At 73.6% G+C, this 12,130-nt stretch carries 10 protein-coding genes; 3 read left to right on the plus strand and 7 right to left on the minus strand.

The window, feature by feature from the left end:
• Window positions 1–2 precede the first annotated feature (2 nt).
• The 5 genes from ACN261_RS11480 to ACN261_RS11500 all read right to left on the minus strand — a co-directional run bounded on the left by ACN261_RS11480 (window position 3) and on the right by ACN261_RS11500 (window position 8,165).
• Window positions 3–977 (minus strand): hypothetical protein, encoded by a 975-nt coding sequence (locus tag ACN261_RS11480; RefSeq protein ID WP_421485158.1) that lies wholly within the window; start codon window positions 975–977, stop codon window positions 3–5.
• Window positions 974–4,456 (minus strand): AMP-binding protein, encoded by a 3,483-nt coding sequence (locus ACN261_RS11485; RefSeq protein ID WP_425849941.1) that lies wholly within the window; start codon window positions 4,454–4,456, stop codon window positions 974–976. Before ACN261_RS11485 ends, ACN261_RS11480 begins: the two co-directional genes overlap by 4 nt.
• On the minus strand, window positions 4,453–6,240 hold the full coding sequence (locus ACN261_RS11490) for a hypothetical protein (protein ID WP_425849944.1): 1,788 nt from the start codon (window positions 6,238–6,240) through the stop codon (window positions 4,453–4,455). Before ACN261_RS11490 ends, ACN261_RS11485 begins: the two co-directional genes overlap by 4 nt.
• A gap of 312 nt (window positions 6,241–6,552) precedes the next feature.
• On the minus strand, window positions 6,553–7,377 hold the full coding sequence (locus tag ACN261_RS11495) for an SCO6745 family protein (protein ID WP_421486982.1): 825 nt from the start codon (window positions 7,375–7,377) through the stop codon (window positions 6,553–6,555).
• Window positions 7,378–7,517: 140 nt separating this feature from the next.
• Complete coding sequence (locus ACN261_RS11500) at window positions 7,518–8,165, minus strand: FKBP-type peptidyl-prolyl cis-trans isomerase (protein WP_425849946.1); 648 nt, start codon at window positions 8,163–8,165, stop codon at window positions 7,518–7,520.
• 188 nt (window positions 8,166–8,353) lie between these two features.
• Between ACN261_RS11500 and ACN261_RS11505 the strand changes: the two genes are divergently transcribed.
• Entirely contained in the window at window positions 8,354–8,746 is a 393-nt protein-coding gene (locus ACN261_RS11505) for a PPOX class F420-dependent oxidoreductase (RefSeq protein ID WP_425849948.1), read from the plus strand.
• Between the two features lie 63 nt (window positions 8,747–8,809).
• On the opposite strand, the gene ACN261_RS11510 is transcribed toward ACN261_RS11505, so the two are convergent.
• Window positions 8,810–9,865: a Ku protein gene (locus ACN261_RS11510; protein WP_425849950.1), complete on the minus strand. Its 1,056-nt coding sequence runs from the start codon at window positions 9,863–9,865 to the stop codon at window positions 8,810–8,812.
• Window positions 9,866–9,950: 85 nt separating this feature from the next.
• Between ACN261_RS11510 and ligD (ACN261_RS11515) the strand changes: the two genes are divergently transcribed.
• Window positions 9,951–10,889 (plus strand): non-homologous end-joining DNA ligase, encoded by a 939-nt coding sequence (ligD, locus tag ACN261_RS11515; RefSeq protein ID WP_421485163.1) that lies wholly within the window; start codon window positions 9,951–9,953, stop codon window positions 10,887–10,889.
• Entirely contained in the window at window positions 10,882–11,793 is a 912-nt protein-coding gene (gene ligD / locus ACN261_RS11520) for a non-homologous end-joining DNA ligase (RefSeq protein WP_425849954.1), read from the plus strand. Before ligD (ACN261_RS11515) ends, ligD (ACN261_RS11520) begins: the two co-directional genes overlap by 8 nt.
• A gap of 40 nt (window positions 11,794–11,833) precedes the next feature.
• Here ligD (ACN261_RS11520) and ACN261_RS11525 read toward each other — a convergent pair whose 3' ends face one another.
• Window positions 11,834–12,115, minus strand: coding sequence for an SCO0607 family lipoprotein (locus ACN261_RS11525; protein ID WP_425849957.1), 282 nt, complete (start codon window positions 12,113–12,115; stop codon window positions 11,834–11,836).
• Window positions 12,116–12,130 lie beyond the last annotated feature (15 nt).

Consider the following 12,130-nt stretch of genomic DNA (forward strand, 5'->3'; position numbering starts at 1 on the left):
GGTCAGCCGAAGATCTCGTCCCGCAGGGACGCGGGCAGGTCCAGCTCCTGCGCGCAGGACCGTACCGAGACCTCGTAGGACTCCACCACCTCGGGGCTGTCGGCCACGGCCAGCTCCGCGTCGGTCAGCACCGTCACCGACCGGGGCCGGAAGCGGTACTCGTCGGCGTTGCCGTGCAGACCGGGCACGACGTAGGGCTCCGGCTCCACCGGGTTGTGGATCTTCGACTGGTCGGAGTTGAGGTCGCCGGCCGCACCCCAACCGGTGAGCATCTCCGGCTGGTACAGGTGACCGATGCCGAGGCGGTCGAACAACCGGGACACCGTCTCCTGCGGGGCACGGCTGCACTCGTACGGGAAGTGCGTCACCGCCAGCCCCTCGGCCCCGGCCCAGGCGCGCATCCGCGCGTAGTTGAGCGTGCTGAGCACGAAGTTCTCCACCACCCGCTCGCGCCCGATCTTGCCCTCCCACTTGGCCATCCACGAGTCGAGCGAGGCACGCGGCTGCCGGTCCAGCACCAGCAGCCGCAGCCGGTCGACCGGCCAGCCGGCCTCGACGAGGCAGCGGGCCGGGTTGAACAGCGCCTCGAACGGCACGTACGGCCCGGCCATCTCCTTGGCGAACAACACCGGCTCGCCGTCGGGCAGCTTCCACGGCGAACCCTCGCCACCGGTCAGCGCGAACCGGCCGATGGTCTTCACCGGCTGGTAGTAGGCCGCCGCCCGCGCCATGCCGAACAGGTTGGTCACGGCGGTCGAGCCGACCCGGCAGCGCCCCCAGCCGAGCACCAGCAGCGGGTAGTCGGCCGGGCCACGGCCGGCGAAGCCGTCGCGCAGGGTGTCCACGATCTGGGCGGTCACCTCGTCGACGGTGGTGGTGACGACCTGGTAGCGACCGTCGGGCGGGAGCGGGACGCTGGTCAGGGCGTCGTCGCCGGCGGCGGCCAGCCGGTGCAGCAGCGGATAGGGGTCGGTCATCGGGACTCCTGGTGGTCGGAGGGGCGGGTGCGGCCGAGGTCGAGCAGCGCGGCGACGTCCCGCAGGGCCACCGGGCGCAGCGCGGCCTCGCACAGCAGCGTCTCGACGCCCCGCAGCACCCGCTCGCAGACGACGCCGGGCACCCGCCGGGTGTCGGCCAGCAACTGCAGCGCGCAGCCACCGGCCAGGTAGGGCATGGCCAGGAAGAAGGTCATGTCGTGCCGGGCCACGGCGGTGACCTGCCGCACGGTGGTCTGCGCCGCCAGGGCGGTCAGCGCGGCCCGGTCGGGCGGTTGCGCCGGCACGTCGAAGTCGCGACCCAGCCGGGCGTCGTTGAAGTACACCGACAGGTCGGCCTGCGCGCCCTCGGCCGCGATCAGCTCGTCCAGGGCGTCCGGTGGATAGGTGGCGTGGAAGTAGGACTCCGTCGAGTCGCGGTAGCAGCGCCGCACGGCGTCGTCGACGTCACCGTCGCCGATCTCGAAGACCAGCAGCGCGTTCTGGGCGATACCCGTGGCCAGTTGCCGCTGGCGGGGGGTGTTCCGGTTGCCCGCGATCAGCTTCACCACGGCCCGGTCGCGGCCGGTCAACGCCGCCTGGACCAGCAGCGCGGCGGTCAGCACCACGGTGGACGACGACGCCCCCGTCCGCTCGGCCAGCGCGCCGGCCGCCGCCGCCACGGCGGTGGACTCCATCCGCCAGGTGACGACCGGCAGCGGGCCGGCGTCCTGCTCCGGCCCGTCGAAGATCCGCTGCGGCACCAGGGGCAGCCGCTCCCGCCAGTACGCCAGGGACCGGTCGGCCCGGCGCTGCCCGGCCGGCGACGCCTCGTAGCCGGCCTGGTCCAGCGGCTGCCAACCCGGTGCGGGCAGGGTCCGTTCGCCCTCGATCAGGGTGCGCAGCTCCGCCAGCAGCAGCTCCAGCGACCAACCGTCCAGCGACACGTGCGAGGCGGCCACGGCCACGGCCTCGACCTGGCCGTCGACGCGCAGCAGCGCCCACCGGACCGGCCAGTCCCGGTCCAGCCGGAACGCGGTGCCGGCCAGTTCGGCGGCGGCGGCGTCCGCCGCCTCCGGCAGGTCGGCGGCGGTGGTGTCCCGCACCAGCGGCGCGTACGACCCGTCGGCGAGCAGGTGCTGGCGGGGCCCGTCGGCGTCCTCGGTCATCAGGGTGCGCAGCACCTGGTGCCGCAGCACCAGCGCCGACCAGGCCGTGGTGACCCGCTCGGTGGTGACCGGGGCGGCCAACCGCAGCACCCGCCGGATGTTGAAGTCCCGGCTGGCCTCGCCGAACCACTGCATCGGCCGGTACATGGCCGTCTGTCCCCAGGTCAACGGCGCGGAACCGGTGGACGCCCCGGAGAACCGGGCCTGCACCGCCGCGTCCCCGACCGCCGGCCGGCCGGTGTCCGCCCGCGGGGACCGGTCCGGCTGCCCACCGGCGGGCGTCGCCGGGACCACGGGGGCCGGTGGTCGGTGGTCGGACATCCCGGCGGCCAGGGCGCGTACCGTACGCCTGTCGAACAGGTCGGCGATGCCCACCGGCAGGCCCAGCTCCTCGTCCAACCTGGTGACGACCTCGACCACCTGCATGGAGTCGCCGCCGAGTTCGAAGAAGTCGTCGTCGACACCGAGCCGGTCCACCCGCAGCACCGCGCCGACCACCCCGGCCACCGCCGTCTCCAGGTCACCGCAGGGCGCGACGTACGCGGTGCTCAGCGCGGGCCGTACCACCGGCGTGGTGGGCAGCCGGCGGGTGTCGACCTTGCCGTTGGGGGTGAGCGGGTACTGCGCCACGTACAGGAACCGGCTCGGGACGGACGCCTCCGGCAGCAGACCGGCGGCGTGGGCGCGTAGCTGCGCCTCGGTCGGCCGGGGCTCGTCCTCGGACCGCAGGTAGGCGACCAGGTGCAGGTCGTGGCCGTCGGGTTCGGCGATCACCACCGCCTCGGCGACGCCGGGGCAGCGGCGCAGCGCGTCCTCGACGGCGGGCGGCTCGACGCGCTGGCCCCGGATCTTCACCTGCCGGTCGGCGCGGCCGAGCACGTCAAGCACTCCGTCCGGGCCCAGCCGGCCCAGGTCGCCGGTGCGCAGCAGCCGCCGCCCGTCGCCGCCGGGGTGCGGGATCCACCGCTGGGCGGTCAGCACCGGCTGGCCGTGGTAGCCCCGGCCGATCACCGCCCCGCCCAGGCAGATCTCGCCGGTCTGCCCCGGCGGTGCGGCCCGGCCCTGCTCGTCGAGAATGTGCACCTCGGCGTTGGGGATGGGGGCACCGACCGGCAGCCGCCGCCCGACCGTCCGGTCCGCGCCGATCCAGTACCAGGTCGCGCCGACGGTCTCGCTCATGCCGTAGTGGTTGCCGAAGCCCGACTTGGGGCTGCCGCTGATCCACGCGTCGAACTCGGGGGTCAGGTACAGCGGCTCGCTGCCGATCATCACCTGGCGGGCGACGTCGTCGACGCCACCGAGGGCGGTCATCGCCCGCACGTGCGACGGGGTGAGCTTCAGGAACCCGCACGGGGCGGCGGCGGTCAACGCGATCAGGTCGTCGAACGCGACAGGTTCGGGCGCGACCTCCAGCTCCCAGTCCGCGACCAGCGCCGTGAACAGCGTCATCACCGACCCGACGAAGTACAGCGGGGCGTGCAGCACCGCCCGCTCCCCGGGCTGGAACGCGAACTCCCCGGCGCACCAGTGCACGTAGTTGACCAGCTGCCGGTGGGTGCCGAGCACCCCCTTCGGAGCGCCGCTGGTGCCGGAGGTGTACATGATGAACGCCAGGTTCTCCACCCGGCAGCCGCCGTCACCGTCGTCACCGGCCGGCTCCGGCAGGTCGGTCACGTCGAGCACGGCCGACGGGTAGCCGGCGGCCACGAGGCCCCGGTGCTCCGGGCCGGTCAACAGCACCGGATCGCCCGCGTCGGCCAGGATCCGGGCCCGCCGGTCCGCCGGGTCGTGCACCGACAGCGGCAGGTACGCCGACCCGGCCGCCAGCACCGCGAGGATCGCCACCACCGCGTCCACCGAGCGGGGGAGCAGCACCGCGACCGGGGTCTCCGGCCCCGCGCCGTGGCCCCGCAGCACCCGGGCGGCGTGCCGGACCCGGTCCCGCAGCTCCCCGGCGGTGACCGCGACCCCGGCGCAGCGCACCGCGACGCGCCCCGGGTCGGCCGCCAGCGCCCGGTCGACGAGGACGTGCAGCGGGGTGTCCCCGAACGGGCGGCGGGGGCCGGTCGCGACCGACGACGCGGGGTCCACCGTGGCCGCTGCCGGCCGGATGGCAGCGCCGGTGCCGGCCTCCCCGGCGGTACGCAGCGAGGCGGGCCGCAGGTCGGTCCAGTGTGCCGCGACGTGCTCCAGGCACGCCTCGACGGGCCCGGTGAACACCGTCGTCCAGCCGCCCGGCAGCGGCCGGTCCGCCGGCCACAGGGAGTACTGGTCCTCGCCGTTGACGACGACCTGCTGCGGGTCGACGCTCACGCGAGCCCTCCGACCGCCTGCTGTGCCACGTCGAGCCGCTCGACGGCGTCCCGCCAGGACTCCTTGGTGTACCAGTCGCCGCTGAACGAGGTGATCGCCGGGGCCCAGCCGTCGTGCGCGTCGGCGTAGCCGGCGATCTCGCGCCAGAACACGTCCACCAGCGCCGAGTACCGGCAGGCGGTCCGCAGCTCGGCCAGGGTGAACGGCGGCCCGTCCATGCGGACCAGCCGGATGTCGAACGCGCCCCGGTACTGTCGGCCGCCGACCGTGAACGGCTGCTTCCACATCGCCGCCCCGGGGGCCCGCAGGGTGTAGCGGACGCGGGAGGTGCTGTGCCCACCGTGGCGCAGGTCGCCCCACTCGGCGATGTCGGGCACCAGCGGCGGGAAGAAGTAGTGCCGCTGGCGGGGCACCTCGACCCGGTCGAAGTTGCCGGGCACGAAGTGCCAGCGGTTGTACATCATCCGCTGCGCGACCTGCCACAGGATATCGGTGACGGCTGGGGCGGGCAGGTCGGCGGCCATCCGGGGGCTGGGCAGCACGCAGCAGAAGAAGTCGGGTTTCTTCAGCCCCGCCACCTCCTCGTCGTACCGACCGGCGGGACCGTCGAGGCGGGCCAGGTCGCGGATGCCGCTGGACATGCCGTAGTCGGCGCGACTGTCGACGACCGCGCCCAGCACGATGCCCTCCAGGATGCCTGTCAGCTCGCGCTCGTCGCCGCCCGCGTGCACGCTGCGCAGGGCAGCGGTGGTGGCGCGGCGCACCCAGGAGGCGGCGTCCTCGCCGTCGACCGGCTCGGGCCGCAGGCCGGTGGACGTCCGCAGGGTCGGCGGCAGCTCGACCTGACTGCGCTGCCCGCCCTCCCAGGGCAGCAGGTACTCGTCCTTGGCGTAGGTCAGCCCGTTGATCCGCCGGTAGCGGATGTGACCGCTGCCGTCGACGAGTTCGACCAGCTCACCGGCGAGCGTGGCCAACTCGGTCAGGGTCGCGGTGCTCAGCTCCCGGGTGGCCTGCCCGTCGAGCGCGCGCAGGTACGTCGCGCAGCGGCCGGTCAGCACCTTGCGGAGGCTGACCGCGTTGAGCTGGCGGCCGTTGAACTCCTCGAACCGGACCGCCCGGCCGGTGCGGAACAGCAACTGGATGGACGCGACGAAGAGCCGCTCCTCCGGGCTCCAGTCGGCCGGTGGACGGCCCCGCAACGCGGGCAGCACGCCGTCGCGGATGAGCGTGCTGGAGCCGGAGTCGGAGCGGGAGAACACCCGGCGCTCGACGAAGATCAGGACGGTCTCGACCCGTTCGACCCAGTCGATGACCTCTTCCAGCCGTTCCGGCAGGCCGCCGTCGGCGTGCCAGGTGTGCAGCATCTGGTCGAGTTCGCGGCGCTGGTGCTCCTCCTCGACCTGGGCCGGCAGCCACTCCTCGTCGATCATCTCGACCATCCACCCGGGCAGGGCGAGCTCGGCCACCACCTCCTCGGTCGGCAGGTCGCCGCGCGCCGGTTCGTGGATGGTCAGCTTGCCCAGCGCCGAGTGGGCCAGCACGAACTGGGCGGCGGTGGCGTCGGTGCCCGGCGCGGTCAGCCGGAGGTGCTGCCGGCCGAGCAGGTGCCGGACGATCGCCTGCTCGCGCAGGGTCAGGCCGTCGAAGGCGGACCGGAAGGGCACCTTGCCGGCCATGGTGAGCAGTCGCAGGACGGCCGTCTGGGCGCTGCCGTCGAACAGTTCGACAGGGTCGCGCACGTCGCGCAGTTCCTGGCTCCACTGGTCGAATTTCGTACGTCGCACGGTCCCGCCTTTCTCGACCAGGGCAGGCTGCGGCGTTCGCACGATGAGGCTCGTACGACGACGGCCACCGCCGTGCGGTGACGACAGGGCATGCGGCGGCCGGCAGCCGACCTGGAGGGTGGAAGGCTCCCGTGGCAGTGCCACGGCGAGAAGGAGACGACACTCCACCCCGGTGTGGGAGCGCTCCCGATCACGAAGTCTTGCCGACGATGAAACATGTGTCAACAACGTGTGTCGGCCACCGACGACCTGCTACGACGCGACCATCCGGTACGACACCGATGGTCCGAATCGGGCGACGGGCCGGGGTGGTCAGGAGGAGAGCGCGGGGAGCCCGATCGGGCTGTCGGCGGGGATGACCGTGTGGCAGGCGCGGGCGACCGGCACCAGCAGCTCGCGGAGCCGCTGCGTGCCGTCCGGGCCGAGGGCCAGCCAGGGGCGGGCGGCAGCCCGGTCGGTCGCGTCCTCCACGGCCCGCAGCCCGGCGCGCCCCACCTCGGTGGGGGCACCCTCGTCGGTCAGCCACCCCCGGTCGACCAGCCGGGCCCGCGCCTGCGCCCACTCGTCCCCGGTCCAGCCCCGGCCGAGCAGGTGCTCCTCCGGCCGGTCCTGGGCGACCCGGAACGCCAGCGTCTCGACCGGGTCGAGACCGGCGGCGACCAGGGCCGCCACGTGCCCGTCACCGCGGTGCTCGCGCAGCGTGGTGGCCGCCTGCCAGAGCCGGGCCAGCGGGTAGTCGCCGCGCGGCAGGGCGGCGTTGGCCGCACCGAGCACCCGGCCGGCGGTGTCCGCGCCGACCGCCGCGACCTCCAGCAGTTCGGCCGCCTCGGCCAGGTGCGCCTCGGGAAGTTCGTAGGTGAGTTCGGCGAGCGCCTGCACGGCCCCGGTGAGCCGGGCGCGCAACGCCTCCTCGGGGGCCGCGAGCTGCCACACCGCCGGCAGCGCCCGGCCCACCATCGGCGGGGCGAAGGTGAAGAAGACGGCGGTCACCGGGGCGGCGTCGACCGCCCCCAGCGGGGCGGCCCGGCCCGCGAAGTAACCCCGCCAGTAGCCGCGCAGCCCGATCGCCTCGGTGGCGGCGCGGGCCCGGGGATGGAAGTAGGTGATCGCGTGCAGGGGTTCGACGTGCGTCCACATCAACCGGGCGGTGCGCCCGGGATCGTCCAGCGGCGGCACGCGCACCTCCGGGTCGGTGGGGGTCACCGTGGCGCGGACCGGCCGCCCACGGTGACCCCGAACCTACTGCCGGTAGGTGCCGGCCGGAAGACCCGTGTGGTCTACTGCACCGCCAGCACGTCGACGATGAACCGCAGCGGGCCGGAGGGCGCGCCGGGACGCTGCGGCTTGTCGCCGTACGCCAGGTCGGCGGGGATGTCGAGCTGGACCCGGCTGCCCACGGTCTGACCCTGCATGCCCTGGTCCCAACCGGGGATGACGTTGCCCTGGCCGAGGCCGAACGTGAACGGCTCGGACCGCTTCCAGGAGGCGTCGAACTCCTCACCGGTCTTGTACGACACACCCACGTAGTTCACGGTGATCTGCTGGCCGGCCTGGGCGGCCGGGCCGGTGCCCCGGATCAGCGGGGTGGCCTTGAGCCCGGTCAGCTCGCCCTCGCCCTTGGTGGCCTGCGGCTTGGTGCACAGCGCCTGGTCGGCACCCTCGGGCAGCTTGGGGAAGTCACCCGCGCAGCCGGCCGGCGCCGCCGCCGGCTTCGGGTCGTCCTTCTCGCCGTTGCGGACCACCACGAACACCCCGACGATCACCGCGATGACGGCCACGCCGGCGACGGCGCCCAGCCACGCCTGGCGGCGCTTGCGCTTCTCGGCGGCCTTCTGGGCCGCCAACTGGGCGGCGAGTCGCCGCTGTGCCTTCGTCTCCGGGGCCTGACCCTGGCCCCCCGAACGGTTCTCCGTACGCTCGCTCACGTCCTCGACTCCCTGCTGATGTGGGTGGCCGGCCCGGCGACCGGTTCCGTGGCCAGCGCACACGGTACCCGGATCGATGCCGAGGGTGGGCCGTCGCCCGCCCGCCATGTCCGGTCATCGGGCCGGGCCTCCCCGTTCGTGCCCGTCTTCCCGGGTGGCGGGGGCCGTCCGGCGGTAGGTTCTCGACCATGGCGATCCTCACCGACGAAGACAAGGCCCTGCTCGCCGAGCCGCAGCTCGCCCACGTGGCGACCATCGAGGCGGACGGTACCCCGCACGTCACCCCGGTCTGGGTGGACGTCGACGGCGAGCACATCGTGTTCAACACCGCCAAGGGGCGGCAGAAGTACCACAACATCGCCCGCAACCCGGTGGTCGCGGTCTCCGTGGTCGACCGGGCCGACGACTTCCGCACCCTCTGGGTGAAGGGCACCGCCGAGTTCGTCACCGAGGGCGCCGACGCGCACATCGACCGGCTGGCGAAGAAGTACCTGGGGCAGGACACCTACCCGTTCCGGCGGCCCGACGAGGAGCGGGTGATCGTCCGGATCACCCCCACCGAGAAGCTCGGCCGGGGCTGACCGACGCACGACCCCGGCGGGACGGCCCACCGTCGCGCCGGGGGACGGGCGCGGGCCCGCCGCTCAGGCGCTGCGGCGCGGGGCGGCCTTCTTCTCGGCGGTCTTCTTGGCCGGGGCCTTGGTGGCCTTCTTCTCCGTGGTCTTCTTCGCGGCGGTCTTCTTCGCCGGCTCCGCCTTCGTCGCGGGGGTCCTCTTCGCGGTGGTCTTGCCGGCGGTGGTCTTCTTCGCCGGTCCGGCCTTCGCCCCCGGTGTCTTCGCCCCCGGTGCCTTCGCCGCCTGCTTGGCCGACCGGGCCGACGAGATCGGCGTCGGCTCGCCGGCCCCGCCGGAGGGTGCCTCGCCCCGGGCCACCCGGGCCCGCTCCACGGACGCCTTCAGCGCCGCCATCAGGTCCACCGCGGCGGCCGGCGCGGCCTCCTCCTCCGCCGGCTGGACCACCTCGCGGCCCTCCACCTTGGCGTCGATGACCTCCTGCAACGCCGCCCGGTAGTCGTCGGTGAAGGCGTCCGGCTGGAACTCCCCGGCCATCGAGTCGATCAGCGAGGCGGCCATCGCCAGCTCCGGCGGGCGGACCTTCAGGTCCTCGTCGAGGAAACCGAAGTCGGGGGTACGCACCTCGTCGGGCCAGAGCATCGTGTTGAGCAGCAGCACCCCGTCGCGGACCCGCAGGGTGGCCAGCTGTTCCCGCTGGCGCAGCGCCACCTTGACGATCGCCACCCGCTCCGAGTCGGCCAGCGCGTCGCGCAGCAGCACGTACGGCTTGGTGGCGGTCCCCTCCGGCTCCAGGAAGTACGCCTTGTTGTAGAGGATCGGGTCGACCTGCTCGGCGGGGACGAACTCCAGCACGTCGATCGCCCGGGAGCTGGTCAGCGGCAGGTCGGCGAAGTCGGCGTCGGTCAGGATGACCATCTCGCCGCCGCCCAGGTCGTAGCCCTTGGCGATGTCGTCGTAGCTGACCTCCTCGCCGCAGACCGAGCAGGTGCGCTTGTAGCGGATCCGGCCGCCGTCCTCACGGTGCACCTGGTGGAACCGGATGTCCTTCTCCTCGGTCGCCGAGTAGAGCTTCACCCCGATCGAGACCAGCCCGAACGACACGGCCCCCTTCCAGATCGCCCGCATCCCGATGCTCCTCTCCCGCCCTGACCAGGATCGCAAACGATCGAAGCCCCCGCACGTGCTTCGGTGCGCAACTACAGTCGGACAGGTGCCCGGCGCGCCGTTGAAGCCGATGCTCGCGACGACCGGGCCGCTCCCGGTGGGTGCCGGCTGGGCGTACGAGTTCAAGTGGGACGGGGTCCGCGCGCTCGCCGACCTGACCGGGGGTCACCCGCACCTGTTCGCCCGCTCCGGCGTGGAGATCACCGCCGCGTACCCGGAGCTGGTGACGCTCGCCGAGCAGGTCGACGACGCGCTGCTCGACGGTGAGGTGGTCCTCTTCGACCCGGCCGGACAGCCCTCGTTCACCGCCCTCGCCGAGCGGATGCACGTCCGGGACGGGGCGAAGGCGGCCCGGCTGGCGGCGACCCTCCCCGTCACGTACATGATCTTCGACCTGTTGCGGTGGCGCGGCGAGGACCTCACCGGGTGGCCGTACCACGAACGGCGGGCGGCGCTCGACGGCCTGGGGCTCGGCGCGGCCCGGTGGACGGTGCCCCCCTGCTTCACCGACGGCGCGGCGACCTACCAGGCGGCCGGGGAACACGGCCTGGAGGGGGTGCTGGCCAAGCGGGCCGACTCGGTCTACCGGCCCGGGGTGCGCTCACCCGACTGGGTGAAGGTCAAACTGGAGGTGACCGGGGACTTCGTCATCGGCGGCTGGCGGCCCGGGGCCCGGAAGATCGGCGGGCTGCTGGTCGGGGTGCCCGGCCCGGACGGGCGGCTCACCTACCGGGGGCGGGTCGGCGGTGGGATCGGCGCGGCCCTGGAACGGGAGCTGCTGCGCGAACTCGAACCGCTGCGCACCGACGGGTCGCCGTTCGCCGGGGACGTGCCGCGCGAGGATGCCCGGGGCGCGATCTGGGTGACCCCCCGGATCGTGGTGGAGGTGAAGTACGGCCAGCGCACCCCGGACGGGCGGCTACGGTTCCCCCGGGTGCTGCGGCTGCGCCCCGACAAGCCACCCGGGGAGGTGGAGGATGCCTGAGCGGGTGAGGGTGGAGGTCGACGGCCGGACGCTGGAGCTGTCCAACCTGGACAAGGTGCTCTATCCGGAGGCCGGCTTCACCAAGGGCGAGGTGATCGACTACTACACCCGGATCGCCCCGGTGCTGCTGCCGCACCTGGCCGACCGGGCGTTGACCCGGATCAGGTTCCCCAACGGCGTCACCGGCGGCTCGTTCTTCGAGAAGAACGCCCCCGCCGCCACCCCCGCCTGGGTACGCACCGAGACGCTGCCGGTGCCCGGGTCGAGCAGGGGACGGGAGACCATCGACTACGTGGTCGCCGACGACCTGCCCACCCTGGTCTGGCTGGCCAACCTCGCCGCCCTCGAACTGCACACCCCGCAGTGGCGGATCGGCACCCACCCGGACCTGATGGTCGTCGACCTCGATCCCGGCCCGCCGGCGACGTTGCGGCAGTGCTGCCGGGTGGCGCTCCTGCTGCGCGACCGGCTCGCCCGCGACGGGGTGACGGCGTACCCGAAGACCTCCGGCAAGAAGGGCATGCAGCTCTGCTGCCCGGTCAGCGCCACCCAGGACGCCGACGTCGTCTCCGACTACGCGAAACGGATCGCCCAGGAGTTGGAGCAGGCACACCCTGACCTGGTCGTGTCCCGGATGGCGAAGAACCTGCGGCCCGGGAAGGTCTTCATCGACTGGAGTCAGAACAACGCGGCGAAGACGACAGTTGCGCCGTACTCGCTGCGGGCGCAGGCGGTACCGGCGGTGTCGACCCCGCTGACCTGGGACGAGGTCGAGGCGGGGGCGGCGGGGAAGCGGCCGTCGGCGAAGCCGTACACCGCCGGGGAGGTGCTGCGGCGGGTGGAGAAGTCCGGCGACCTGCTCGCCGCGCTGCTCGACGGCGGCCCGGCGCTGCCGACGGCGTGAGTCGCGTCGCGCTCCGTGCCCCCGGGGCCCGGTCGACCGGTCAGCGATCGATGATGACGCCGTTCGGGTCGATGCCGTGGTCACGCCAGTAGACGTCCCACTCGTCGTCGACGTGCTGCGGGACCTTGCCCTGCGGGTACCTGACGTACGGCGCGGTCGGCTCCTGGCCGTCGGGGAAGCAGGCGCTGCCGCCCTGCCCACCCACCGCGATCGCCGGGTACTCGCCATCGCTGCAGATGCTCTCCCGATAGCCGCAGCCGCTGGTCAACAGCAGGCCGCCCAGGCCCACCCCGGCAAGAACGATCATGATCCGCGTACGCATGGGTCGAGTCTCGTG

Origin of the sequence: Micromonospora sp. WMMD723, assembly GCF_049863385.1 — a bacterium.
GTDB lineage: Bacteria > Actinomycetota > Actinomycetes > Mycobacteriales > Micromonosporaceae > Micromonospora > Micromonospora wenchangensis.

Excerpts from the sequence above, each read along its gene's own strand:
- ACN261_RS11480 (WP_421485158.1), bottom strand. The coding sequence starts at position 977 with ATGACCGACCCCTATCCGCTGCTGCACCGGCTGGCCGCCGCCGGCGAC.
- ACN261_RS11495 (WP_421486982.1), bottom strand. The coding sequence starts at position 7,377 with ATGTGGACGCACGTCGAACCCCTGCACGCGATCACCTACTTCCATCCC.
- ACN261_RS11505 (WP_425849948.1), top strand. The coding sequence starts at position 8,354 with ATGGCGATCCTCACCGACGAAGACAAGGCCCTGCTCGCCGAGCCGCAG.
- ACN261_RS11510 (WP_425849950.1), bottom strand. The coding sequence starts at position 9,865 with ATGCGGGCGATCTGGAAGGGGGCCGTGTCGTTCGGGCTGGTCTCGATC.
- ligD (WP_425849954.1), top strand. The coding sequence starts at position 10,882 with ATGCCTGAGCGGGTGAGGGTGGAGGTCGACGGCCGGACGCTGGAGCTG.
- ACN261_RS11525 (WP_425849957.1), bottom strand. The coding sequence starts at position 12,115 with ATGCGTACGCGGATCATGATCGTTCTTGCCGGGGTGGGCCTGGGCGGC.